18 protein-coding genes and 1 tRNA gene are annotated in these 25,483 nt (G+C 63.7%); 5 read left to right on the top strand and 14 right to left on the bottom strand.

Going from position 1 to position 25,483, the window contains the following annotated elements; all coding sequences use genetic code 11:
* Nucleotides 1–111 precede the first annotated feature (111 nt).
* Nucleotides 112–3,453 carry a S41 family peptidase gene (locus MON38_RS01040; protein WP_241934275.1) on the bottom strand — a complete coding sequence of 1,114 codons (3,342 nt, stop codon included), beginning with the start codon at nt 3,451–3,453 and terminating at the stop codon, nt 112–114.
* Between the two features lie 107 nt (nt 3,454–3,560).
* On the opposite strand from MON38_RS01040, the gene MON38_RS01035 reads away from it, so the two are divergent.
* Nucleotides 3,561–3,989: a BLUF domain-containing protein gene (locus MON38_RS01035; protein WP_241934274.1), complete on the top strand. Its 429-nt coding sequence runs from the start codon at nt 3,561–3,563 to the stop codon at nt 3,987–3,989.
* A gap of 140 nt (nt 3,990–4,129) precedes the next feature.
* Here MON38_RS01035 and MON38_RS01030 read toward each other — a convergent pair whose 3' ends face one another.
* A complete protein-coding gene (locus MON38_RS01030; protein WP_338423750.1) occupies nt 4,130–5,641 on the bottom strand; it encodes a malate:quinone oxidoreductase in 1,512 nt (503 codons plus the stop codon).
* Between the two features lie 126 nt (nt 5,642–5,767).
* On the opposite strand from MON38_RS01030, the gene MON38_RS01025 reads away from it, so the two are divergent.
* Both MON38_RS01025 and MON38_RS01020 read left to right on the top strand, forming a co-directional pair.
* Nucleotides 5,768–6,853: an asparaginase gene (locus MON38_RS01025; protein WP_241934272.1), complete on the top strand. Its 1,086-nt coding sequence runs from the start codon at nt 5,768–5,770 to the stop codon at nt 6,851–6,853.
* 117 nt (nt 6,854–6,970) lie between these two features.
* Nucleotides 6,971–7,058, top strand: a tRNA-Ser gene (locus tag MON38_RS01020).
* 71 nt (nt 7,059–7,129) lie between these two features.
* Here the strand turns inward: MON38_RS01020 and MON38_RS01015 are convergent.
* On the bottom strand, nt 7,130–9,469 hold the full coding sequence (locus MON38_RS01015; protein ID WP_241934271.1) for a PAS domain-containing hybrid sensor histidine kinase/response regulator: 2,340 nt from the start codon (nt 9,467–9,469) through the stop codon (nt 7,130–7,132).
* Nucleotides 9,470–9,666: 197 nt separating this feature from the next.
* Nucleotides 9,667–11,115, bottom strand: a complete 1,449-nt coding sequence (locus tag MON38_RS01010) for a diadenylate cyclase (RefSeq protein ID WP_241934270.1) — start codon at nt 11,113–11,115, stop codon at nt 9,667–9,669.
* A 193-nt stretch (nt 11,116–11,308) separates the two neighbouring features.
* Between MON38_RS01010 and MON38_RS01005 the strand changes: the two genes are divergently transcribed.
* On the top strand, nt 11,309–11,569 hold the full coding sequence (locus MON38_RS01005; protein ID WP_241934269.1) for a hypothetical protein: 261 nt from the start codon (nt 11,309–11,311) through the stop codon (nt 11,567–11,569).
* Between the two features lie 140 nt (nt 11,570–11,709).
* Here MON38_RS01005 and MON38_RS01000 read toward each other — a convergent pair whose 3' ends face one another.
* The 6 genes from MON38_RS01000 to MON38_RS00975 form a co-directional block, all read right to left on the bottom strand.
* Nucleotides 11,710–12,933, bottom strand: coding sequence for a BaiN/RdsA family NAD(P)/FAD-dependent oxidoreductase (locus MON38_RS01000; RefSeq protein WP_241934268.1), 1,224 nt, complete (start codon nt 12,931–12,933; stop codon nt 11,710–11,712).
* Nucleotides 12,934–13,108: 175 nt separating this feature from the next.
* Complete coding sequence (locus MON38_RS00995) at nt 13,109–14,896, bottom strand: chloride channel protein (RefSeq protein ID WP_241934267.1); 1,788 nt, start codon at nt 14,894–14,896, stop codon at nt 13,109–13,111.
* Nucleotides 14,897–14,985: 89 nt separating this feature from the next.
* A complete protein-coding gene (locus MON38_RS00990) occupies nt 14,986–15,528 on the bottom strand; it encodes a TetR/AcrR family transcriptional regulator (protein ID WP_241934266.1) in 543 nt (180 codons plus the stop codon).
* A gap of 435 nt (nt 15,529–15,963) precedes the next feature.
* Complete coding sequence (locus tag MON38_RS00985) at nt 15,964–16,416, bottom strand: nucleoside deaminase (protein WP_241934265.1); 453 nt, start codon at nt 16,414–16,416, stop codon at nt 15,964–15,966.
* Between the two features lie 121 nt (nt 16,417–16,537).
* The gene (locus MON38_RS00980) at nt 16,538–19,558 is read right to left on the bottom strand and encodes a PD-(D/E)XK nuclease family protein (protein ID WP_241934264.1); all 3,021 of its coding nucleotides are present in this window, start codon (nt 19,556–19,558) and stop codon (nt 16,538–16,540) included.
* Between the two features lie 105 nt (nt 19,559–19,663).
* A complete protein-coding gene (locus MON38_RS00975; protein WP_241934263.1) occupies nt 19,664–20,104 on the bottom strand; it encodes a BLUF domain-containing protein in 441 nt (146 codons plus the stop codon).
* A gap of 246 nt (nt 20,105–20,350) precedes the next feature.
* Between MON38_RS00975 and MON38_RS00970 the strand changes: the two genes are divergently transcribed.
* On the top strand, nt 20,351–21,286 hold the full coding sequence (locus tag MON38_RS00970; protein WP_241934262.1) for a DUF3078 domain-containing protein: 936 nt from the start codon (nt 20,351–20,353) through the stop codon (nt 21,284–21,286).
* Between the two features lie 60 nt (nt 21,287–21,346).
* Here MON38_RS00970 and MON38_RS00965 read toward each other — a convergent pair whose 3' ends face one another.
* The 4 genes from MON38_RS00965 to MON38_RS00950 form a co-directional block, all read right to left on the bottom strand.
* Complete coding sequence (locus tag MON38_RS00965; protein ID WP_241934261.1) at nt 21,347–22,063, bottom strand: hypothetical protein; 717 nt, start codon at nt 22,061–22,063, stop codon at nt 21,347–21,349.
* 79 nt (nt 22,064–22,142) lie between these two features.
* Nucleotides 22,143–23,165 (bottom strand): Gfo/Idh/MocA family protein, encoded by a 1,023-nt coding sequence (locus tag MON38_RS00960; protein ID WP_241934260.1) that lies wholly within the window; start codon nt 23,163–23,165, stop codon nt 22,143–22,145.
* A 170-nt stretch (nt 23,166–23,335) separates the two neighbouring features.
* Nucleotides 23,336–24,490 carry a DegT/DnrJ/EryC1/StrS family aminotransferase gene (locus tag MON38_RS00955; RefSeq protein ID WP_241934259.1) on the bottom strand — a complete coding sequence of 385 codons (1,155 nt, stop codon included), beginning with the start codon at nt 24,488–24,490 and terminating at the stop codon, nt 23,336–23,338.
* A 92-nt stretch (nt 24,491–24,582) separates the two neighbouring features.
* A complete protein-coding gene (locus tag MON38_RS00950) occupies nt 24,583–25,479 on the bottom strand; it encodes a glycosyltransferase family 2 protein (protein ID WP_241934258.1) in 897 nt (298 codons plus the stop codon).
* Nucleotides 25,480–25,483: the final 4 nt, after the last annotated feature.

Raw genomic sequence — 25,483 nt, 5'->3', positions numbered from 1 at the left:
CGTCATGCTGAGCGCAGTCGAAGCATCTCTACCGTGCAAGTAATCTGATTACTGCTGCGGTAGAGATGCTTCGACTGCGCTCAGCATGACGTTCTTAATTCTAACCGACTGCTACTCCCGCCCGCGCATGGGGTACTGCGCCGGAATGCCCTGCGACTTTGCCGGCTGCTTGGCCATGTCCTGCAAAATTACCTCAATGGCTTTGGCCAGCTGCGGGTCGGCGCCGTTTTGGGTGTCGGCGGGGCGCACGTCGACTTCAATGTCGGGAGCCACGCCTTCGTTCTCGATTTCCCACTTGCCGTCGGGGCTGTACACGGCGAAGCTGGGCGATGTGACGCTGCCGCCGTCGATGAGCGGCGGGTAGCCCGAAATGCCTACCAGCCCGCCCCAGGTGCGCTTGCCGATGACGGTGCCCAGCCCGCGCCGCCGGAAAAACGCCGGCAGCGCATCACCGCCCGAACCGGCAAACTCGTTCACCAGCATCACCTTCGGCCCGTAGATGGACGAGCCGGGCGAGGTAAACGCCCGGCCCTCGCGCGGGGCCCAGTAGCTGAGCAGCGGCCGGTTCAGTAGGTCCAGGATGTAGTCGGCCACGAAGCCGCCGCCGTTGAACCGCTCGTCTACAATCACGGCCTGCTTATCGAGCTGGCTGAAGTAGTAGCGGTTGAAGAATTCGTAGCCCTCGGCGCCGGTGTTGGGCAGGTATACGTAGGCTACTTTGCCGCCGGTCATCTGGTCGACTTTGCGGCGGTTGTCCTCCACCCAGGCAATGCGGCGCAGCGTGGCCTCGTTAGCTACGGGCACCACGGTTACCTCGCGGGCGCCCTTGGTGGTGGGCTGGTCGTTCACTAGCAGTGTAATCTGCTTGCCCACGGTGTTTTCGAAGAAGCTGTACACGTTATCGGTGCCGCGCAGGGGGCGGTTGTTCACGGCCAGCAAGTAGTCGCCGGCTCGCACGCCCACGCCGGGGCCAGTGAGCGGCGCGCGCAGGCTGGGGTTGAAGCTTTCGCCGTTGAACACTTTTTTGAAGCGATACTGGCCGTTTACTACCTCGTAGTCGGCCCCGAGCAGGCCCACCGGATTGGCCGTGAGGGCCGGCATGTCGCCGCCACTCACGTAGTTGTGGCCCACCACCATTTCGCCCATCATCTCGGCAAACAGGTAGTTGAGGTCGGCCCGGTGCGCCACGTAAGGCAGGAAACCGGCGTATTTCTTCTTGGTCGCGGCCCAGTCGAGCCCGTGCATGCCGGGGTCGTAGAAGTAATCGCGCTCCAGGCGCCACACTTCGTCGAACATCTGGGCCCATTCGTGGCGCGGGTCCACGTAGGCGTCGAGTCCGGTGAGGGCCATTCTGCCATCGTTGGCCGCCGGCTTGCCGGCGGCTTCCACGATGCCGTACGCATCGCGCGGGGCCATGTAAAGCAGCTTTTTGCCGTCGGCACTCAGGGCGTAGTCGTTCACCTCGGCCAGGTACAGCTCGTTTTTGCGCTCCTTCAAATCGTAGCGGTGCAGGCGCTGGGTGGGAGCGGCCTGGGGCGCGTCGGGGCCGGCGGCCACGCTGGCGGGCATCTGCTCGAGGCAGAAGATTTTGTCGCCATCGGCCGCCTGCACGTTGCTGAGTTCACCCACCGCCGAGCCGGGCAGGGCCAGAATGCGCTGGCCCAGGCCCACGGTGTCAATCACCACTTTGGCCACCGCTTCGGGCTTTTTGGGCTTTAAATCCTTCACGGCCACCTTGGGCGCGGGGCGGTTGCCCACCGGCTTGCCCACGATAATCGAGTCGGGCTTGGTAATAGCTTCCTTTTCCTCATCACTCTGCGGCGCGAACGGCGAAGCATCGCGCTGGTTGAGCACGGCCACGTACAACGTGCGCTTGCTGTTGCGGTCGTACGACGTCATATCGAGCCAGGTGGCGCGCAGGGCCACGTCATTGCTGGCCGTGAAAAACAGGTACTTGCCGTCGCGGCTGAACGCGGGCGCGGTGGCGTCGCTGCGGCCGTCGCTCACGCGCACACGGCGGCCGCTGGGCAGGTGGTACACCCACACGGTGCGCATGTGGTTGGGCATCTGCTGGGCGTAGGCCAGCCACTGCCCGTCGGGCGACCAGGCGGGGTCGAGGGCCGGCTCACCCAGCAACGGGCCGTAGGTATCGGCCGCCACGCGGGTGGTTTTTTTCGAGCCCAGGTCGAGGTACCACAGGTTCAGTTTCTTGTCGGTGTAGGCAATTTTCCTGCTGTCCGGCGACCACAGCGGCCGGAAGTAGAACGAGTTAGGCCCCAGCGAGTAAGCCTGCGCCGGTTTCAGCCCGCGCTGGTCCTGCACCATCAGCTGGTACTCGCCCGACGCATCGGAGAGGTAGGCGATGTGCGCGCCGTCGGGGGCCCAGGCCGGGTACCGCTCGTGCGAGGTGTCGGAGTGCGTCAGGTTGCGGCTTTCGCCCTTTTTGGCGGGCACCGTGAACACGTCGCCGCGCGCCTCCACCACGGCGCGCACGCCGGTGGGCGAGATGGCCGCCCCGCGCAGCATGCCGGCCACGCTGCGGTACTGCGGCCGCAGGGCCAGCACCTCGGGCGAGATGCTGATTTTGAGGCCAGTTGTCTGGCCCGAGCCGGTGTTCAGCACGTGCAGCCGGCCGGCCTGCTCGTACACCAAATCGGTGCCCTGGCCGCTTAGCGCTTTCACGTCGTAGTCGTTGTGGCGGGTCAGCTGCTCCACTTTTTTGGTGGCCGGGTCGTACACGAACACGTTGTTGGTGCGGGCCCGGTCGCTCAGGAAATACACCTTGCCGCCCAGCCACAGCGGGCTGGTGTCGGTGGCGTTTTCGTGCGGAATCTCCTCGGTGGCCAGCGTCTGCAAATCGGTCAGCCAGATGGGGCCGGTCTGGCCACCGCGGTAGTGCTTCCAGGTGGTGGTGGCATTGGTGATGTGCGTATGAGCCAGGGTTTTGCCATCGGGCGAGTAGCTGCCTTTCTCGCCCATCAATAGCGGCAGGCGCGTGGGCAGCCCGCCGCTCATCGGCACTGTGAAAAGCTGCAACGAGCGCGCGTATGCCTCCTGCGAGCCGCTGAACAGAATGCGCTGGCCATCGGGTGTCCAGTCGCGCACCACTTCGGCCGAAGGATGCCAGGTGAGGCGGCGCGGCTGCCCACCGCTCACGGCTACCACGTACACGTCGGCGTTGCGGTCGTAGTCGCCGGTGAAGGCCAGCCACTGGCCGTCGGGCGAAAAGTGCGGGCTGGTTTCCACGCCCGGCCCCACGGTGAGGCGCTGCGGGTTCGAGCCGTCGCGGTTGGCCAGCCAGATGTCGCCGGCGTAGCTGAAGGCCAGCTTGTCGCGGCTCAGGGCCGGCTCGCGCAGCAACAGGGTTTCGGCGGGGGCGGGCGGAGCGGTTTGGGCGCGCAGGCCCAGGCTGAACAAGGAATTCAGCGCCAATAAGTAAGCGGGTTTAAGCATGGGCTTGCAGAAAAAAAGACGTGTAAAGCTAACCGAAATATCAGCCAAAGCCCGGACATTTAGCCGTTTTTCCGACTGTTAAGTCCTTATTGTTTAATTATTTCGACGTGAAACTTCAACAGCTCGTCTATCAGAGCAAATCCACCATTCCCTTTTCGGCCGAGCAGCTCGAAACCCTGCTGCGGCCCTGGCGCATGCACAACCATGCCCAGCGCATCAGCGGCCTGCTGCTATACGGCGACGATGATATCATCCAGGTCATCGAAGGCCCGGTCGAAAACGTGCACGCCCTCTACCAAACCATTGCCGCCGATGCCCGGCACTACGATGTCATCACCTTGGCCGATGGTCCAATTCCCGAACGCGCCTTCGCCGAATGGAGCATGGGGTTCAGCGCCCTCGATGAATCGCGCCGCGAGCAACTGGCCGGTTACGTTGGCCCAAACCTGGCTGGCCCCGGCACGCCCGTGCACCCCGGCCAGTGGCCCGAGCTCACCGCGTTGCTGCGCGAGTTTGCCGCGCATCAGCTGAGCTGAAAAACGGAAAAATAAAACGTCATGCAGAGCGCCTGCGAAGTATCTCGCCTGCCACCACTAATCCTTTCGATTGGATTGCGTTGTGCAGGTGAGATGCTTCTCAGGCGCTCTGCATGATGTTCTTCTAACTCCTCAAACCCCTACGCCTCCAGCCGCAGCACCGCTCGGCTGTGCTCGCGCACGGCAGCCGCCAGCGCCGGCTTATTGGCCAGCTTCTGCCCGAACGAAGGTACCAGTTGCCGGAACCGGGCCTGCCACTCAAGCGAGGCCGCCCGCTCCGGAAAGCACTTCTGCACCAGCTCCAGCATGATGGCCACGGCCGTGCTGGCGCCCGGCGAAGCGCCCAGCAGCGCGGCAATGGAGCCGTCGGCGGCCGTCACCATCTCGGTGCCAAATTCGAGTACTCCACCCTCTTTCTTATCCTTTTTGATGACCTGCACGCGCTGGCCGGCCACTTCGAGCTGCCAGTCGGCGGGGTTGGCTTCGGGGTAGTATTCGCGCAGGGCGGCGGTGCGCTCCTGCGGCGTTTGCAGCACCTGGCCGATGAGGTATTTCGTCAGGCCCAGGTTGCGCGCCCCGGCGTAGAGCAACGGCCGGATGTTGCCCAACTCGATGGATTTAAACAAGTCGGTGTACGAGCCCTTCTTCAAAAACTTGGTGCTGAAACCGGCGTAGGGCCCGAACAGCAACTCCTTGCGGCCGTTTATCTGGCGCGTGTCGAGGTGGGGCATCGACATGGGCGGCGCGCCCAGCGCGGGTTTGCCGTACACTTTAGCCTCGTGCCGGGCAATCACGGCGGGGTTCTGGCACTTTAGCCACTGCCCGCTCACGGGAAAGCCGCCAAAGCCTTTGGCCTCCGGAATCCCCGACTTTTCGAGCAGCGGCAGCGAGCCCCCACCGGCCCCGATGAACACGAAGCGCCCGCGCGCGATGCGGCTCTGGCCGGTGGCCAAATCCTTCACCTTCACGCGCCAGATGCCGTCGTCCTTGTGCCGGAAGTCCTCCACTTCGTGGCCCAGGTGCAAATCCACGCCCGGCAGGCTTTTCAGGTAATCGGACAGCGCCCGGGTGAGGGCCCCAAAGTTTACGTCGGTGCCCACGGCCATGCGGGTGGCGGCCACGGGCTGGGCCGGGTCGCGGCCGTCCATCACCAGCGGAATCCACTCGGCAATCTGGGCAGGGTCGGTGCTGAATTCCATGCCCTGAAACAGCGGCGAGTGCAGCAGCGCGGCGTGGCGCTTGCGCAGGTAATCCACGTTGGCCGCACCCCACACGAAGCTCATGTGCGGGATGCTGTGGATAAAGGCCGTAGGGTCGGGCAGCGGACCTTCCTGCACCAGCGAGGCCCAGAACTGCTTGCTCAGCTCAAACTGCTCGGCGATTTTATCGGCTTTGCTGATGTCAATGGAGCCATCGGGCCGCTCGGGCGTGTAGTTCAGCTCGCAGAAGGCCGAGTGGCCGGTGCCGGCGTTGTTCCAGGCGTCGGAACTTTCGGCGGCCACGGCATCGAGGCGCTCGTAGCCGCTGATGGTGAGGCTGGGGGCGAGGGCTTTGAGCAGTACGCCGAGCGTGGCGCTCATGATGCCCGCGCCAATGATGATGACGTCGGAAACGGGTTTGACAGGAGAGGAGTCGGTCGAATTCATGAAAATAGGGAAGAGTGCCGCTGGCAATACGGCGGACCGGGAAGCGGGGCTGTTTGTTGCCGAAAAAATCAGGCGCCCTACCTTCGCCACCCCGTATTGCCTCCCTACGCGGGCTTCCCGCTTCCCACCCCCATGCCCGACCTCGACCTGCCGCTGCTGCCCCTGCCCACCCGCGCCGATGCGGCCGATGCCACCGCCCCGCGCCTGCTCATCATCTACACCGGCGGCACCGTGGGCATGGCCCTGAACCGCAAGGGCGGCCTCGTGCCCATGCAGTTCGGCCGGCTCGACCGCAAGATGCCCGAGCTCACCCGCCTGCCCTTCCGGCTGGAGCTGCTGAGCCTGCCCGAACCCATCGACAGCAGCAACGTCACGCCCGCCGACTGGTTATATCTTGCCCAGCTCATCGGCCGGCACTACGCCGACTTTGATGGGTTTGTGGTGTTGCACGGCACCGATACCATGGCCTATTCGGCAGCCGCGCTCAGCTACATTCTCGAGCATCTGGGCAAGCCGGTGGTGTTCACCGGGGCGCAGGTGCCGGTGGGCGCCAACCGCTCCGACGCCCAGCGCAACCTTATTACCGCCCTCGAAATTGCAGCCGCCCGCCACGCCCGGGCCGGCACCGTGCGCGTGCCCGAAGTCTGCGTGTTCTTCAACGATATTCTCATCCGCGGCACCCGGGCCAAAAAGGTCGAAAGCCAGCAGTTTGCCGCCTTCAAAAGCGAAAACTACCCGCCGCTGGCCCGCGCCGGCATCGGGCTGGAATTCGATGATAAAAGCATTCGCCTGCTGCCCGGCGCGCATCTGAAAGTGCACACCCACTTCGAAACTGCCGTGGCCGTGCTTCCGCTGTTCCCGGGCATTACCGAGGCCGTGGTTTCGGCGGTGCTGGGCGTGCCCGGCCTACGTGGCTGCGTGCTCGAAACCTACGGCTCGGGCAACGCGCCCACCGCCGAGTGGTTCCTCAATTGCCTGGCCGAGGCCCGCCGGCGCGGCGTGTGGCTCCTGAACGTGAGCCAGTGCGAGGAAGGCCGCGTGGTGCAGGGCAAGTACGAAACCAGCGCCCGCTTCGCCGAAATGGGCATCGTGGGCGGCGAAGACATCACCACCGAAGCGGCCGTCACCAAGCTCATGTTCGTGCTGGGCCTGGGCCTGGGCGAGGCCCGCACCCGCGAGCTGCTGGCCACCGACTTACGCGGCGAAATCACGCTGTGAAAAGAGTTAAGAGTTAGGAGTTAAGAGTGAAAAGTTGCCGTTTTGAAAGCTCATAACTCCTAACTCTTAACTTTTAACTCTTTTCTCCCCCTATCTTTGCCTCACAAACCACAGCCTTGAGGGGTGTCCGAGTGGTCGAAGGAGCACGCCTGGAAAGTGTGTATGGGTCTCAAGCTCATCGTGGGTTCGAATCCCATCCCCTCAGCGAAAAGCCCGTTTCCAATATGGAAACGGGCTTTTTTTATGTTCTCGCGGGTGGTGCGCGTGGGTGTGCGCTTACCGGTGCAGCAGCCGGCGCAGCTTGGCGTACAGCTCCGGTTCCTCGAAGGGCTTGGCCAGGCAGTCGTTGAGGCCGGCGGCGAGGTAGCGTTCGTGGTCGCTGCGGAAAGCGTTGGCGGTGAGGGCCAGGATGGGCACGCTGGCGCGCACCGGGTCGGGGTGCTGCCGCAGGTGCGCCGACGCCTCCACGCCGCTCATGCCGGGCATCTGAATGTCCATGAGCACAGCGTCGAAGGGGCCGCCGGTTTCGAAAAGCTGCAGGCCGTCGGGGCCGGTTTCGGCTTCCAGCACTTCGATGCCCCAGTTTTGCATCGTCCAGGCCGCCACCATGCGGTTGATTTCGTTGTCTTCGATGAGCAGCACACGGGCCCCCTGCAGCACGCCGGTATCAAAATTATCGGCCGGAATGGGCTCGGGCGCGTGCTGGTCGGCCTTGGGCAGGGTGAGGGTGAAAGCGAAGGTGCTGCCCTGGCCGGGCGTGCTATCGACGGTCAGATTTCCGTTCATCTGTTCAACTAAAGCGCGGCTGATGCTCAGGCCCAGCCCGGTGCCGCCAAATTGCCGGGCGGTATCGGCATAGGCCTGGGTGAAACTCTCAAAAATGCGGGCCACTACTTCGGGAGCCATGCCCACGCCGGTGTCGCTCACCTCAAAGCGCAGGGTCAGCGCGTCGGTGGTTTCGGCCACGGCCTCGCTCGTCACCAGCACCTGTCCGCCGGCGGGCGTGAATTTGATGGCGTTGCTCACCAGGTTGAGCAGCACCTGGTTGAGGCGGTGCGCGTCGCCCACCACGGTCGGGTAGGGGGCGGCGGGCCGGTGCATCACGCAGGCAATGCCTTTCTCGATGGCTTGCAGCGACAGCGGCTTCACGGCTTCCTGAATCGAGGCGCTCACGTCGAAGGGTTCGGGGTTCAGCTCGAGCTTGCCGGAGGTGATTTTGGCCATGTCGAGCACGTCGTTCAGCACCGTGAGCAGGTGCTGGCCCGAACCCCGAATGATGCGGATGTACTCGCGCTGCTCGGGCGTGAGCGAGGTTTTGGCCAGCAGGTTGGCCACGCCCAGCACGCCGTTCATGGGCGTGCGGATTTCGTGGCTCATGTTGGCCAGGAAGTTTTCACGGGCGCGCACGGCGGCCTCGGCGGCTTCCTTGGCACGCTTCATCTCTTTGCTGGCCAACACTCGTTCGGTGATGTCGTGGCCGTGCGACACGATGTAGGGCTCCTGGCCGGGCTCGCGCACCACGTAGTTGTGGTAGTGCAGGTAGCGCAGTTCATGGCTGCCGCGCGGGAACACCGGCAGCACACCCTCGGCCTCGCCGGTGCGCGAAATGTGCTCGAGGTAGTAGGGGAAGCCTTCGCGGTCCTCCGCCGTCATGTGAGCCGTGACGGAGGTGCCCACCATGGCGGCGGCATCTTCGCGCAGCAGGCGGGCCAGGGCCGGATTCACGGTGATGACCGTGCCCTGCATGTCGCACACCCCGATGAGGGCCTGGCCATAAGTCATCAGGTCGCGGTACTGCTTTTCGCTGCGCTCCAGCGTGTGCTGCACAAGTTTCAGCGGCGTAATGTCGGTGCTCACGGCCAGAACCTGCACCGTGCCATCGGGGCGGTGCAGCGGGCGGCGCACGGCGTAAAACCAGCGCACGCTGCCATCGTTGAGCGTGAGCGACTCTTCGAGCGTTACCTCTGCGCCGGTGGCCAGCACCTGCTTATCAAGCTCGGCCGAGCGTTTGAATTCGGCCAGGGTTTGCGGGGGTAAGGGGCGCGGGCCGTTGAAGGGCGACATCTCCCAGTAAGCATGCATGGCCTGGTTGCCGAAAACCAGCCGCTGGTCAGCATCGCGCACCATCACTGCCGACGGGATGGTATCGAGCACCTGCTCCATAAACTGCTGGTTTTCGCGCAGCTGCAAGCGGGCCGCCTCCCGCTCGCTCACGTCGGCAAAGTAGAGGTTGGCGTAGCGCTGCCCCGGCAGCGGCATCACCGATACATCGAAGGTGTAAGCGCCCACCTGAATGGCCAGCAGCTCGGGCGTACCCTGCGCCAGGGCCCTTTGGGTGCCGGCCCGTAGCAGGTGCTGCACCCGCACCCGCTCGGCCCGCGTGAGGTGGCGGCCCAATTCCCGCGCCGCCGAGTTGGCATAAAGCTGCTGCTGGTTGGCCCCGATGCGGACCACCGGGCTGGGGTTTTCGTCGGGCAGATAGGCCAGCGCCTGCACGGCCTGCTCGTTGGCCTGGGCGTAGGCCAGCGCCGCCGTCAGCTCGTTGATGCGCTGCTCGGCGGCGGCCAGCGCGCGCGGGTAATCAATGCCAACAGATGAAGCAGCAGAAGTAGTCATATTCGGCACGGCGGCAATGGGCCGGCTAAATGTACTACCACCACACGATGGTTGCGCTATCCGATGCTAAGTGAAGTAGGGGCGGGGCTCGCTCCCGCCCGTCGTTGAACGGAGGTATTGCAACGAAGCGACAGCCCGGGCGGGGGCAAGCCCCGCCCCTACATCGGTCATCAGGTGCAGCGACTCTGAAACCCGTTCTAGCTCGGCAGCAAATCAATCCAGCCGTCTTCGCTCACCACCACGGCCAGCACCGGGTACTTGCTGCTGTTCACGTAGCGCAGGGCCGAATTGAAGCGCGAGCCTCGTGAGGAATCGCCTTTTTCCGTGGCCAGGCCATCGAGAATGGCCCCGATGGCGTGGCAGATGCCGTTGGGCTCGACGAATACGGCACCGTCGATGTTGGTGACGAGGCGCAGCACGGTGGGCGTCATAATGCGTGGCACCACCCGGAAGCATTGCCGCGTGAGGCGCTGGGCTTCCTGCGCGGCCCCGGCGCTGATTACCAGAATGGTACCGTTGGGCTGCGTGGTGGCTTTCTGGGCCAGGTCCCAGAGGTAGTCGGTGCTGTCCACGCTCAGGTCGGGGAATACGATGCGGATGACGCGCGCGAAATTGTCGGCCGCCACCTGGCCCTGCGGCAGGCGCGGCGTGTTGCTCACCACCCGCATCAGCACGTGGCCGGCGTGGCTCACCTCCCAACTGTAGTGGTTGGTGAAGTGCACCGTCACCAGCGGCTCAAACTGCGCGTCGGACTGCGGCACCAGCTGGCCCAGGCCAAACACGTGCGAGGCGTCCGAAATCAGGGCCGTGTGGCCTTCGCTCAGCTCCAGTAGCTTGCGAATGGAGCGGTGGTCGCGCATGGGCACCGGCGTTTCGAGGGTGAGCACGGGCACCACGGCCGGGTGCAGCCGCCGGCTCACCAGCATGGTGCCAATGGCCTCGTCGCCCTCGTGGCGCAGGGCGGCCACGCCGTTGCAGGCGTCGTACAGGCCGTGGGTACCGGCCGGGGCCACGCGCAGCATCAGGCGGCGGCCGGCCGAGCGCAGCAGCTCGTTGTAGTCGCGGTCGAGCACCGGTTGGTCGTTGTCGGCGGTGTCGGCCTCGCGCAGGGCGCGGGCGCAGTCGTGCATAAACTCGAGCACCGCCGCGTGGGGCAGGTTGATGGGCCGGCCGCCGCCGGGCTTGGGCAGGGCGTAGTAGCCGTCGTAGCAGTCGGCCGCCAGTTGCAGCACCACCGTCACAAGGTAGCCCTGCAGGCTCACCGGACCCGAGCAGAACGAGCGACGGTTTTCGCCCCGGCTGCTCGTCAGTTCGTTCAGCGTGCTCTCGGTGGCCTGGCACACCAGTTCGTACCAGTGCTGTTTTTCGGAGCGGTCGTGGTCGTTGGGGTGCAGGTGGTACACCGAGCCCTGGGGTCCGGCATTGGCTTCCAGCGCGGCAGCGCGGGTTTTTACGTGGCGGAATTCGGCGGGCGCGTAGCGGTGCGAAGCCGGTTCGAGCACCACGGCTTCGGGCGCTTCGGACTCGCGTCCGGCGGCAAAGCCCAGCAAAAAGACCTCGGGCCGCAGGCTGCGGTCGAGCAAATTAAAAACCCCCTCGGCGAAGAGCTGGGCCGAGACGCGAAACAAGCTTTGGTGCTCCCACATGGACGATAACCGAACGGCCGCCCCCCGTTGCGGGCACGACTTCGCCCCGAACTACGGGAAAATCCCATTAATAGTGGCGTTTCCGAACAAATTTCCTTTCTCGGCGCTTCTTTGCCCGCCGCAACCGCCGTATCTTCGGGATACTACCGGCCGCCGTCGGCACCTCACGTTCACCTCCTCACCCCGCCCGCCTATGCTGTTTGTCGACATGCTGTTCGTGATGGCGGTGGCCATTTCGTTTATTCCGATTCTGACGGGCTACTGCGCCCAGAGCCGGGGCCGCTCGTTCTGGCTGTGGTTTGCGCTGGGCTGGCTGCTCCCTTTCGCCTCGTTCTTCCTGCTCTTCGCCCTCATCGCCCGCGACGAGCTTAACCCCGGCCGCCGCCTGCTCGGCGAAGCCCGCCAGATTCTGCGCGAAGCCGAGGAGAAAAGCCGCGTCCGCACGGAATCGTAGAACGGGTTGCAGCGAATTGGTAAAACAGTCATGCAGAGCGCAGCGAAGCATCTCGCGTGCCATCACTAATCCTGTCGATTGGATTGCATTGCGCACGCGAGATGCTTCGCTGCGCTCTGCATGACGTTTTTTGCCTGCAACTAGCCCAGCCCCTCCGCAATGCCCCGCGCCACCCACGCCCCGGTGCTAAAGCAGCCCTGCAGCAGATAGCCGCCCGTCGGCGCTTCCCAATCGAGCATCTCGCCCGCCACGTAAGTGCCCGGGCGCTGCCGTAGCATCAGGTGCTCATCCACCGCCGAAAAGGAAATGCCGCCCGCCGTTGAAATGGCCTCGTCAAGCGGCCGCAGGCCACTAACCGGGATAGGCAGGGCCGTGAGCAACCCGGCCAGCGCCTCGGCATTCAGGTTTGCGCAGTCGGGCCGCAGCTCGCGCAACAGCGTGGGCACTGGCGCGGCCAGGTGCAGCGTGCGTTTCAGAAAATCGGCAAACGAGGCTTTGCCGCGCGGCTGGCGCAGCTTTTGGAGCAGTGCGGCGGGCGGCAGGTCGGGCTTGAGGTTGAGGTGCAGCACGGCCGGGCCACCCGCCGACAGGGCCGCCCGCACGGCCGGCGTGAGGGCGTATACGGGCGTGCCCTCCACTCCGTATTCGGTCAGCAGCAGCTCGCCGCGCACGGCTGGGCCGTCGTTCACGCGCAGGGCAATGTTTTTGAGCGGGACCCGGCCCACTTTCTCCCGGAAGAATTCCGACCACGCGATTTCAGCCCCGCAGTTGGCGGGCGCAAAGGGTACCACAGGCACCCCAATTTCCTGCACCAGCGGCACCCACGCGCCATCGGAACCGGTTTTGGCCCAGCTCGCGCCGCCCAGCGCCAGTACCGTAGCGGTGGGCTTGATAACAAATTCCCGGCCCGTGCCCGGCCCGCTGTTTTCGTCGCGCAGCCGCAGCCCGGCGGCTCCGGCAAAGCCCAGCCAGCGGTGGCGGGTGAAAATTTCTACGCCCAGCGCCCGCAGCCGACCCAGCCAGGCGCGCAGCAAATCGGCCGGCTTGTGGGCCGCTACCGGAAAGATGCGCCCGCTGGTGCCCACAAAGGTTTCGATGCCCAAATCGGCTGCCCAGGCCCGCAAATCATCCGGCGAGAAATGACTCAGCAGCTCCGCAAAACGCGGCTGCTCGGCGCCGTAGCGGCTGGCGAAACCGGCCAGCTCGTCGCTGTTGCTCAGGTTGAAGCCACCGTGCCCGGCCACCAGAAACTTGCGCCCTACGGTAGCCTGCGCCTCAAAAAGCTGCACGCGGTGGCCAGCTTCGGCGAGGCGCTGCGCCGCCATGAGCCCGGCCGGCCCGCCGCCGATGATTACAATGGACAATTAATAACGAGCAATGAGCAGTGAACGATATGCCAAAGAACGTCATGCTGAGCTTGTCGAAGCATCTCTACCGCTTTGTTGCGACGGTCCGAACTGCGTTGCGCGGTAGAGATGCTTCGGCTGCGCTCAGCATGACGTTCTATTATTCAGGCCTATGCCTCATAAGCCCCAAGCATTACGCTTCGCTTTCCTGGATGAGCTGGCGGCGGTAGCGCACCAGAATGGTGGATTTCAGGATGAAGCCGAGGTAGCGGCCATCTTCCTCGCACACGGGCAGGGCCCAAGCCCCGTAGCGGTCCAGCAGGGCCAGGGTGTGCTCCAGGTCGTCGGTGGGGCCAACTACGGCGGGGGCTGGTTTCATCAGCTCGCCCACGGTGGTTGTGGCATAGTGGGCATCGTCGAACAGTGCGTCGCGCACCGAATCGAGCGACACCACGCCCAGCAGCCGCCCGCCCGCCGCCACTACCGGAAACAAGTTGCGCGAGGCGTGCCGGAATACGTCGACCAATTCGCCCAGCGTGGTGGTGGGTCGTACTGGAATGAAGTCGGTTTCGAGCAGCTTGCGCGGGTCGAGCTGGGCCAGCAGGCCGCGGTCGCGGTTGGCATACACATCTACGCCCCGGGCCGTGAGCTTGCGGGTATACACCGAATAAGGCTCGAAGTACTTGGTAATGAGGTAAGAGGAAGAGCTCACCAGCATCAACGGCACGAACAACGCGTAGCCGCCCGTGATTTCGGCAATGAGGAAGATGGCCGTGAGCGGTGCGTGAATGACGCCCGCCAGCGTGCCGGCCATGCCCAGCACCACAAAATGCACCTCCGGAATGTGAATGACGCCGCTCAGGTTGATGAGCCGGGCGAAGAAAAACCCCGCCAGCGCGCCCGCAAACAACGACGAGCCGAACATGCCGCCGTTGCCGCCGCCGCCCACCGTGATGCTCGTCGCCACCACCTTCAGCATCATGCTGAACAGCACCAGCACCAGCAGCAGCCAGGGGTTATTGTCCTGATACACCGAGAAAATGCTGCCGTCGGTGATGTGCTCGGCGTGGCCGCGTAGCAGCAGTTCCACGGTATTGTAACCCTCGCCGTAGAGCGTCGGAAACAGGAAAATCAGCCCGCCCAGCAGGGCGCCGGCTACCAGCACTTTGCGCCAGTTCAGGCCCGGCCAACGCTCGAAAAAATGGTCGAACCAATGGTAGGTCCGAATCATGTACACCGAGAAAAAGGCCGTAAACAAGCCCAGCAATACGTAAAACGGCACCGCATCCACCGGCCAGCTCGTGGTGATGAGCACAAAGGGCTGGCCCGCGTACAGCGCCTTCGATACCACCGTGGCCGTGGCCGACGAAATGAGCAGCGGAATAAAATACTGCGCCGGCAGCTCCAGCAAAATGGTTTCGACCGCAAACAACACCCCCGCGATGGGCGAGTTGAAGATGGCCGCCACGCCCGCTGCCGCCCCGCACCCCGTAAGCAGGCGCCGCCGCCGCCGGTCCAGGTGCAGCACGCGGCCCGCATTGGAGCCCAGCGCCGCGCCCGTCACCGAAATCGGGGCCTCGGTGCCGGCCGAGCCGCCAAACGTAACCGTCAGAAAGGCCGTGACGAGCTGCGAGTAGAGCTTGGAGCGCGGCACCACGCTGCCCTCGCGGGCCGTGTTGTAGATGATGGGCGCAATGCCGCGCCCCAGCTGCCCGCCCAGAAACAGCTTGGTAAACAGCGCCGTGAGCCCAATGCCAATCACCGGATATATCGAGAGGGCAAATACCCGGTTGGGCTCTGTAATACCATCGCGCAGCAATTGCTGGCCCCAGCGCACCGAAGTTTTCAGCGCCACGGCCGCCAGGCCCGCCGAAGCGCCCACCAGAATGCTCAGAATGAGCATGTACATCCGTTCGCTGATGTGGCGCGCGCGCCATACCAGCAGCGGGCGCAACAGGCGGTGAACGGCGTTCTGGGGCATAAGCAGCAGCGGCGGAAAGTGGGCGCATCAACAGCAACGCAAATTTCAGGCCGGCAGATGCGCGCCGGCCCGCTTGTGCTTTCGGTACCTTAGCCCGCGGCCGGCCGGCCCAGGCCGTAGCTATCCTTCAGGTGCCGGGCCAGGTGGGGCAGGTTGGCATCGTGCGGGTAGAGCAGGTTGCGCCACAGGCTCTGAATGAGCAGCAACAGCTGCAGCGTGGTGAGCTCGGGGCTGGGCGCGCCCACTTCGATGAAGGCCTGCTTCAGCAGGTTGTCGATGGGGCTCATGAAGCGCTGAAAATATTTCTGCACCAGCGGCCGGTTAAATTCCTTGTCCTGCACTTTCCAGAAGTCGGGCTCGTCGTGCACCAGCTTGTAGGGCAGGTCGATGACGTTTTCGATGAGCACGCGCGGGTCTTTCTCGGCCAGAATGCCGCGGTTGGCCTCCACGATGCGGCGGAAACCCTGCTTGATGAGGTATTCGAAAAGCTTTTCCTTGCTCAGGAAGTACTTGAACAGCAGAGCCTCCGATACGCCCGCCTGCCGCGCAATCAGGGCCGTGGAGGTATTGTCGTAGCCTTTTTCGCCGAAAAGCTGCAGGGCTGCCTGCTCGATTTTGGAATGACTGGTCATGGCCGGGCCCGGGTAAATGAATCGGCAAATAACGGCCTGGTCGCGCAAAAACAGCATTGCCGGAAGCAAAACCGACCCAGGTGCCCACAGAAGCCCGCTTCAACAACCGCCCGAAAGCGAGACAGCCGGCTGAACCGACGCGGGGTCGACTCAGCCGGCTGTAACACGTTGAAACCCGGGTAACGTAGCTTTCTGCGGACAGAAAGACCGAACGGCTTTCAACAAATATTCTCCGGATGGGGTGGGAGGCACCCGGAAAAAAGAGTAGGAATTATTGGGAATTAGAAACCACCAGTGAACTGGTTTCCGGTACTGCGAGCAAAGGTAGGGCAGGGAAGGCCCGGTCGCGATGAGCACAGCCTCACTTTTAAGTAAGTGCGCACTCACTGTGCTTACGGCCAATACAATAATTTACTGCAATCGTTGGCGGAAGACCTACAGTTCCATGATATCCTCGTTCCAGAGCGTGGGCTCGGCTTCGATGAATTCGTTCATCATGTCCACGCATTCCTGCAAATCGCAGTCGACTACTTCCACGCCGTGGCTTTCGAGGAAAGCGCGCGACTCGCCAAAGGTGCGGCTTTCGCCCACCATCACCTTCGGGATTTTGAACTGGACGATGGTGCCGGCGCACATGTAGCAGGGCATGAGCGTGGTGTAGATGACGGTGTCGCGGTAGCTGCGCTGGCGGCCGGCATTCGTCAAACAGTCCATCTCGCCATGTTTGATGGCGGAGTCTTCCTGCACGCGCTTGTTGTGGCCCTGGCCGATGATTTTACCGTCGCGCACGAGTACCGAGCCGATGGGGATACCGCCCTGCGAGCGGCCCAGGCGGGCTTCGTCGATGGCGGCTTGCATGAATTCGTCTTTGTTGGGGTGGTTTTGCATGGATGTGTGGAGTTAGTTGATTTAAGCTGTCATCCTGAGCGGAGCGAAGGACCTGCTCACGCTGAAGAAAATGCTGCAAGCGTGAACAGGTCCTTCGCTCCGCTCAGGATGACAGACAGGATTAGCGTGCGCAAATGCCTTTATAGGGGCAGTACTCGCACTTGGTGAAGTCGTCGGTTTTGCGGATGGGTTCGGCGGGGTCCAGAATCCGGAGGGCAATTTTACGCACCAGTTCTTCGGAAACCTGCACAAAGTCCTCGCCGCCTTCGGTGAGGAAGCTGAGGTCGGCGGCGAGCAGGCCTTCGTCGATGTTGCGGAGGGAGAGAATGGACGTATCGGCGGTTTCGCGGTTAGCGGTGTGGGCCAGCATGAGGCGGTAGAGCCAGAGTTGGCGCACTTTGTCGGCGCTGCTGCTGGCTTCGTGCAGCAGGCGGTCGACGGCTTCAGCGGGGCTGAGCTTGTCGCGGTAGCCGCGCAGCTGCAGGTCGGCGCGCTTCACGAGGCCCGATTTGTAGTCGACCACGCGCAGGCGACCATCGGGCAACTCGTCCACGCGGTCGGCGAAGCCGAACAGGCGCACGGCCAGTTGCTCGGGCTGGCCCGGCACGTCGACGAAAACGGTGGCGGCCAGCTCTTTTTCGAGGCCGAACAAGCGGATGGGCAGCAGGCCGGGCTGCTCGGTGAGGCTTTCGAGCAACCGCACCACGAGGCGGGTGGCCACCTGGCCGTACACGTGGTTCAGGCCCTCGTCGGCGCGGGCGTGCTTTTCGGTTTCTTCCTGGCGCAGGGCCTTCTGCACCTCGCCGGGGGCTTGGCGAATGAGCTCCGGGATGTCAGCGGACGTAATCGGGCGGGCATCCTGCTCGAAGGGCAGCATCAGGTTCTCCAGCGCCTCGTGCACCATCGTGCCGAAGCTGCTGGCTTCGAGGGTTTCTTCCACCGCGTCGTTTTCGTGGAAGCGGGCCACTTTTGAGAAGTAGAAGCGCAGCGAGCAGGCCAGGAAATCGTTGAGGCGGGAGGGCGAAATGTTGCGTTCGAGCACTCCGCGCAGGGCCGCCAGCATTTCGGGGTCTTTTTCGAGAATCAAATCCCCTTCATAATGATTCACGCCAACTTCCACTTCCGGGCCGGCGACCGAAACGGTGAGGTCTTCCAGCACTAGCTGCGGGTTTTGCGGCAGCAGGTCGTTCTGTAACTGCAGCAGGAAGCGGCTGCGCTCGCCGCTTTTCATGCCTTCGGCGCCGGGCAGCACGTGCACCAAGTCCACGCGTTGGGCGCGTTGCAGCAGGCGCCAGAAGTTGTAGGCCGTGATGGCCTCGGCATCGGCGTAGGTGGGGAGGCCGGCGGTGGTGAGCACGTCATAGGGAAACAGCGACTGCTGGCGCTTGGGGGCAGGCAGCACGCCTTCGTTGCAGCTAAGGATGATGAGGTGGTCGAAATCAAGGGCGCGGGTTTCGAGCAGGCCCATTACCTGCACGTCGGCCAGCGGCTCGCCGGAGAAGGGCAGGCGGGTGCGGCCCATCTGCTCGTAGAGGAAACGGCGGAACGAGCGCACCGACAGGCGCTGCTCGCGACAGTCGAAAGCCGAATCGAGCTGCTTGACGAGGGTGTAGAACAGGTACAGGTATTCGGCCCCAATGCTGGTTTCGCGGTCCGAATCGGCCACTTCAGCGGAGTAAACCTGCCGCAGCAGGTCAATCAGCGTATGGCAGGCCCGAATGATGTCGTCGCAGTTGTCCCAGGTTTTGAACAGCGCTTCGATGAGCGGATGATGCGCACCCATTTTCAGCAACTCCTCGGCGGGCAGCAGCACGGCATTCACGCGCACGATTTCGCGGCAAATCTGGTCCAGAATGCCGTGGTATTGCGGCTGGTCGGCTTGCTGGTCCTGCCACTGCTGGTAACGACGCAGAAAAGGGTGGCTCAGCAGCTTCGTCACGGCCAGGTGGTGGTAGCGGGGCACGCCGTAGCCGGTTTCCCGGCTGCCTTCGCGGATGCCGGTGAGGTGCACCTCGAACAGCAAATCGACCAGGTTGAACAGGGGCGTGGCCTGGAAGCTCAGGCCCATGGTCACGTTGTAGTCGGGCACCTCGTTGGGCGGCAGGCCGTGCAGCACGGGCAGCAGCAGGGTTTCGTCGGGCAGCACCACGGCCACGGTGGCATCGGGGTAGCGCTGGCGGGCTTCGGCCAGCAGCTGGCCGGCCAGCTTGCCCTGCATGCTGGGGTTGGCCACGCCGAGGTAGCGCACGTGGTGGGGCTGGCCGCGCAGGTATTCCACGCCGCCGCCGAAGTTGTCGAGCGGCAGCTTCCACTTCTCGAAGTAGCGGCGCAGGTGCTGGCCGGCGCGGTTGGGCGAGTCTTTTTCGAGGTAGAAGGGGTCGGCGTCGAAGCGGATTTCGGCCCGGCCCACGTTCAGCAGCAGGCGAATGAGCTTTTCTTCCGACTTCGACAAATTGCCCAGCCCCACGAATACGTGCACGGCCGGCGTGGGCGCGGCCGGGTCTTTCAGTTGCTTTTCCAGCTGCTCCACGGCGCGGCGGTAGGCCAGGCCGGGGTAAGCCAGATGGTTGGCCAGCATGCGCTTTTTCAGCTGGTGGTACACCCGTTCCAGCTGGTTCCAGAAGCCGAAGGAGTGGGCGGCGGCCTGGCTTTTGGGCGGCAGCTCGGCCAGGTCCCAGCGCTCCAAGGCCTTGGCTTCGCTCAGGTATTCGAACACCTTGTGGGTGTCGGCCAGGTTCTGGTCGAGGTTGGAGAAGTCGCTCAGCAGCAGCCCGGCCCAGCCCACGAACTTGTCGAAATCGAGCCCGGTGTCGATGCCTTTCAGAATGTCGTAGAGCAGCAGCTGCAGGGCAATGGGCTCTTCGACCTGCACGCCGGCCAGCTCCACCATGTAGTCTTCCATGGCGGCCACGCGCGGGGCCCACAGCGGCGCGCCCATCGGCAGGTTCATCGCCAATTCGTTCTTCAGATACACCACGGCGCGGCGCGTGGGCACAATCACCACGATGTCGGACAGCTCATCGAGCGGGCCCGAGCCGTAGCGGTCGAGCAGCTCACGGGCAGTGGCGGCCAGGAAAGTGCCCGGCGCAACGGGCGGCGCGGCCGAGGCCGCGAAAGGAGCAGGGATGGCAGAAGCAGGCATTGGGGTAAAGATACCGGGCCATAGCGCGAACTTTTAGCTAGCGCCGCTGGGCCCGCGCAGGTTTTGCCGCTGCCCATCCTGCTGCATGCGAACGGAACGTTCGCGCTACAGCCCCACCGGCTCGCCGTGCCGCATGAATTCGAGCAGCAGCTCCACCAGCTCGGGCCGGGTGTGGGGGCGGGGCACGAGCAGGGCCGCCCCGGGCACCGGCACGGGGGCCAGCAGGCGGCGCAGGTCCTGGGCCTGGGCCGGAAAAAACTCCATGGGGCAGCCCGCAAAGCTGGCCACTTCGCTGGGACCTTCGCTCAGTACCTGGCAGTGGTAATGGCGCGGGTCGTGGACCAAGTGCTGGTTATACAGCTCGCGCACGGCCTCGCGCGCACCTTCGAGGAGTTGCAGAAAGCGGCCATCAGGGGTGTAGAGGAGAATGCTGTTGAGGCCGCGCTGCTGGTTGCGGGTGCGGGCGCTGGCCAGCAGCGCATCGAGCTCGCGCGGCTCGAAGGGAATGAGGGAATAGCTTTGGTAAAGGAGTTGGTATGTGCTCATGGGCGGCAACGAAGGGGAAAATGCAGCTGCGTGACGAACAAGAAACCGGTAGCCGACCCTGGGAAAGCAATTGGGCCGGGCTCGGACCACTCCGAGGGTAGCAATATTACCTTAAAATGGTAAGAAGTCAATATCAACCTGCAATAATTTCAGGTGTGCTGGCTGTTACCGGGTCCGGTCGGTATATCGCGGCGAGCGACGCGTACATTTCCGCAGTAATTCTGCTTCTCTTTTTTCCTTTCCGCTATGAAACGCCTTGCCCTGGCCCTGCTGCTGGCTGCGCCCGCCGCCGTGGCCCAAACCACGCCCGCCGTTATTCCGGCCCCCGCGCCGCCCGCGCCCGTGCCCGACCCGGCCTGGCACAAGTCCGTCAAAACCGGCCTGGGCCTGAACGAGTCGGTGCTGAGCTCGAATTGGCAGGGCGGCGGCGTGAACACCATTGGCTTCAATGCGTTGTTCAATGCCAAGGCCAACCGCAAAGTCGGCCCGCACAATTTCGACAACGAAGCCGATTTCCTGTTTGCCTTCTCCCAAACCAAGGGCCTGGGCTACCGCAAGGGGCAGGACCGGCTCTACCTCGATACCAAATACGGCCGCGCCCTCACCGAGCGCTGGGACATGTTTTTGTCCTTGAACCTGCTCACCCAGTTCGCGCCCGGCTACAAGTACGACACCGACGCGGCCGGCAACGCCCGCGCCACGCTCACCTCCGATTTCTTCGCCCCGGCCTTCGTCACGGCCGCCTATGGCTTCGAATACCACCCGGCCACCTACTTCCACGTGCGCCTGTCGCCCTTTGCCCCCCGCCTCACGGTGGTGAACCGCGTCGAGCGCTTCATCCAGAACCCCGGCGACACGCCCTACGGCGTGAACCCCGGCCACAGCACCCGCTTCGAGGTGCTGGCGGCCCAGATTCTGGCCGAGTTCGACAAAAAACTCAGCCCCAACGTTAACCTGAAGGCGCGCTACCTGCTGTTTGCCAACTACCGCAACCTCAACTTTCAGGAAATCGACCACCGCCTCGACGTGGCCCTCACCGCCAAAGTGGGCAAGTACGTGAACGTGGCCCTCAACGGTATCGCCCTCTACGACTACGACCAGGACCATAGCATCCAGTACTCGCAGGGCCTCACGCTGGGCGTGGCCTACGCCTTCCAGAACTACGTGGACGCGAAGAAGTAGCACTGGGTCTGAAGCCGCCTAAGTGACGTCGGCGCGCTCCCCGGAATGCGGCGCTACAGGCTACAGAAAGAAGTTTTCGTCAAGTAACCAAGTGCCTGGTTTGACGAAGGTGTCGAGGGTTTTGGGCACAGGCAGCGCCAAGGTCCTGGTGAGGGTTGGGTCGGCGTCTTCACCCAGGGGGCCCGTGGTGAAGACGCCTTTTCGGGTCAGGAAATTATAGCTGTACTTCTGGAAAGTAAAACTCATGCGGCCCGTAATGGAAATGTCGGCACCAATGAGGACGAACTGGCGGCCATTGTACCGGAATTTGTACGCGCTGGTGGACAGGTCATCGTGAGAATCACTGCGGTTGTATTGGAAGTCGATTTTCAGTACCCCCCGGGTGATGGAAATGCCGGCCAAGGGTTCATCCGTTTCGGGGTCGTCGTGGGTTAAAATGAACGAATTACTTTGTGCGCTCAGGGTATATCCTTGGTTGGCTGGAAGTTTAAATAGCACCACCAGCATTCGGGGCAGCACCGAGTCGGGCTTTCCTTTCCTGGCCGAACGCTCCAACACCAGCGCTTCATCGGCCAGGCCGTCTTTGTTCAGGTCGCCGGTTGCTCCGTCGCGTATTTCCCAGCCCGGTGGTACAAAACCGCCGACCTGTTGCGCTTTGGGTTTGACAGCGGGGTACTGCGCTTGTTGGGCGCAGGCAGCGCTGGCCAAAAAACCGATGGCAAGGGCAAAACCAAGCTTTATAAGCGGCTGATAGGGCTGCGCAACAGCAGTTTGCATGGGAGAAACAGAAAGGTGCCTGGTACTGGTAGCGTCGCTTGCCGCTGCGGGCGCAAGGTTTCCGGATGGTTAATCGACACTACCGCAGCGCGTAAATCCGCTCAATTATTTCTACCACTTTCAGCCCTTCCGCGGCATTGGTGGTGGCGTGACTGCGTTGCTGCACGGTGTCCACCACGTTTTCAATAACCTGCACGTGATTGGCGGCCGAGCCCTGGAACGCGCCGTAATTGTTGGCCGGGTTGGTAGGGGCCAGCTCCGGCATCTGGTAATTTTCCAGATGACAATACTCCACCTTGTCCATATACTGGCCGGCGATGCGCAGGCTGCCGCGCTCGGCCACCACGGTGAGTGAGCTTTCGAGGTTGCGGTCCCACACGGCGGTGCTGTAGCTAAGCGTGCCGCTGCCGCCGCGTACGAGGTCGAAGGTCACGAGGCCGCTGTCCTCGAACTCGGTGAGGCCCTCGTGGGTGAAGTCGCGGAAGCGGCCCGAGATGTTGCTGATGTCGCCAAACACCCAGTACAGCAAATCGACGAAATGACTGAACTGGGTGAAGAGCGTGCCCCCGTCCAGGGCCTGGGTGCCCTTCCAGCCGCCGGGCTGGTAATAGCGCGCGTCGCGGTTCCAGAAGCAGTTCAACTGCACCAGAAACACCCGGCCCAGGCGGCCTTCGTCCACTACCTGCTTCAGCCAGGCGGCCGGGGGCGAGTAGCGGTTCTGCATCACCCCAAAGGCCAGCCGACCGGTTTCGCGGGCCGTGGCCACAATTGCTTCGGCATCAGCCGTGTGCAGGGCAATGGGTTTTTCGATGACGACGTGCAGGCCCGCGCGCAGGCCGGCCACCGCCTGCGCCGCGTGCAGGCCGTTGGGCGTGGCCACGGTGAGGACATCAGCCGCCGGGCCGGCTTGCAGGTAGTCTTCCAGCGAAAGAAAAAACGGCACGCCCGGAAACTCGGCGGCGAGGTCGGCCTGCAGCTCGGAGCGAATGTCAATCAGGGCCACTAGCGCTGCGCCTTGCTGGCGCACTACCATCGCAGCGTGGCGGCGGCCAATGTGGCCCACGCCGCAGATAGCGAAACGAACTTCGGGCGCACTACTCATGCCGACCACACGCAATAGAAGGGGTTGTAGAAAGCAATAAACTCATGTGGTAATATTCAGAATTAGCACCAAAAAGCAGCGATGTAATGCCATTCCAGCCAAGCCAGCCAGCATAATGCGAGGCAGCATAGCAGATAGACTAAATACAATAACTTATATTTTTGCATTGCCTACTCTAACGCCTGAAAGGACTGTACACCAGCCGTAATATACTCCTGCTGCTCGCGCGTCAGCAGCGGATGAATTGGGAGCGACAGCACCGCGCCGCACAGCCGCTCGGCCACCGGGAACTGGCCCGCCTGGTGGCCCAGGTAGGCGTAGGCGGGCTGGGCGTGTACCGGCAGCGGGTAGTAAATCATCGTAGGCACGCCCAGGCGGCGCAGGTGGCCTTGCAGGTCATCGCGCCGGCTGGCGTCTGCCAGCCGGATGGTGTACTGATGGAAGACGTGGCTGCTGCGCGGGTCGCGGGCTGGGATGGTGAGGCCGGGCACGGTGGCCAGGGCTGCATCGTAGCGGGCGGCCACGGCCTGGCGAGCGGCGGTGTTGGCCGGCAGCTGCCGCAGCTTCACGCGCAGCAGGGCGGCTTGCAGGGTATCGAGGCGTGAGTTGAGGCCGATGCGCTGGTGGTGGTATTTCCGGCTCTGGCCGTGGTTGGCGAGCTGGTGCAGCAGGGCGGCCCGGTCGCTGTCGCGGGTGAGGAGCGCGCCGCCGTCGCCGAGGCAGCCGAGGTTTTTGGAGGGGAAAAACGACGTGGTACCTACGTCGCCCACCGCGCCGGCAAAGACGATTTCGCCGCTGGAAAACCGGAACGTGGCCCCGATGGCCTGCGCGTTGTCCTCAATCAACGGAATGCCATGCTGGGTGGAAATCGTGCGCAAGGCCTCCAAATCGGCGCATTGCCCAAACAGGTGCACGGCGATAATGGCCCCGGTGCGCGGCGTTATCGCCGACTCTACGGCGGCGGGGGCGAGGTTGAAAGTATCGGGGTGCACGTCGGCCAGCACCGGGCGCAGGCCCAGCAGGGCGGCGGCTTCCAGCGTGGCCACGTAGGTGAAGGCCGGCACGATGACTTCGGCCCCGTCCGGCAGGTTCAGGCTCATCAGCGCCAGCGTGAGGGCATCGGTGCCGTTGGCGCAGGGGGCAACGTGCGTGCCGCCCAGGTATTCACCCAGCTCGGCGGCAAACTGGCCCACGGCCGGGCCCTGAATGAAGGCTGCCGATTCCAGTACTTCCTGCATGGCCTCGTTCAGGGCTGGTTGCAGCAACGCGTGCTCGGCGGCCAAATCGAGCAGCTGAATGGGGGAGGGCGGAACAGGAAGAATCAAAACAGCGGGGAAGTAGGGCCGCCAAAGATACCGGCCAAACCCGGCCGGCTAAACTACCCTGACCCTTCAAAGAAAAGGAGTTTGCCAAAAAATCAGCCGGCCAGTTCGCGCAGCAGCCAGTGCAGCTTCAGCAAATCGAAAGCACGCAGCTTCGGCTGCGGCGAAAGCAGCTGCCGCCGAAGGGCCGGGGCCGCCGCGCCCAGCGCCAGCCGCGCCGCCGGGGCCGCACCTAGCCGCTGCAGCCGCCGCGCCATTTGCAGCAGCCGCGAATCGGTGCCCAGTCCGTTTTCGCGGTACACGTGGGCCAGGTTGCGCACCGCCTGCTCGCTCTTGGCCAGGAAAATGGCCGCCGGCTCCAGCCCGTCGTGAATGACCGGGTTATCCAGATGCAACACCGAAATGCCCGCCGTTGCCAGCTCAGCGCCGAATTTCGTGTCTTCGTGGCCGTAGCCACTCAGTCGCTCATCAAGCGGAAAGCGCCGGAAAACGTCGGACCGAATCAGCGCGTTGTTAATGGTAAGCTGGGCGTAGGGCGTGGCCTGACGTACGGCGGCGGCCCGCGCCTCGCGGGCCCAGCCGTAGTGCCAGCGCAGGTATAGGCCGGGGTCGGCGGGCGGGGCAGCTTCGTAGGCGGTGCCCCCAATGAGGACTGCCGCCTGGCTGCGGGCTGCTGCGTAACGGGCCAGAAACTGATGGTCGGGCAGTTGGCTGTCGTTGTCGAGCAGCAGCAGCCACTCGTGCCGCGCGGCGGCGGCCAGCTGGTTGCGAATGGCCGCGCGGCCAACATTGTGCGGCAGCTCGCGGTAATGCACACCGGGCAGCGAGCCCAGTGGACGGTTTAATTGGCGAACATCTTCACCAGAAAAATCGTCCAGCAGCAGGATTTCAACCGGGCCGGGCCAGTGCGCAGACTGGTCGAGCAGTGCCCGTATCAATTCCCCAACAGCGCAATTATACACCGGAATCAGAATGGATAATCCGGATGTCATTCAG

Origin of the sequence: Hymenobacter cyanobacteriorum, from assembly GCF_022631375.1 — a bacterium.
Lineage (GTDB): Bacteria > Bacteroidota > Bacteroidia > Cytophagales > Hymenobacteraceae > Hymenobacter > Hymenobacter cyanobacteriorum.
Note: the sequence above shows the minus strand (reverse complement) of the source record. Positions and strands in the feature narration are given on the sequence as shown.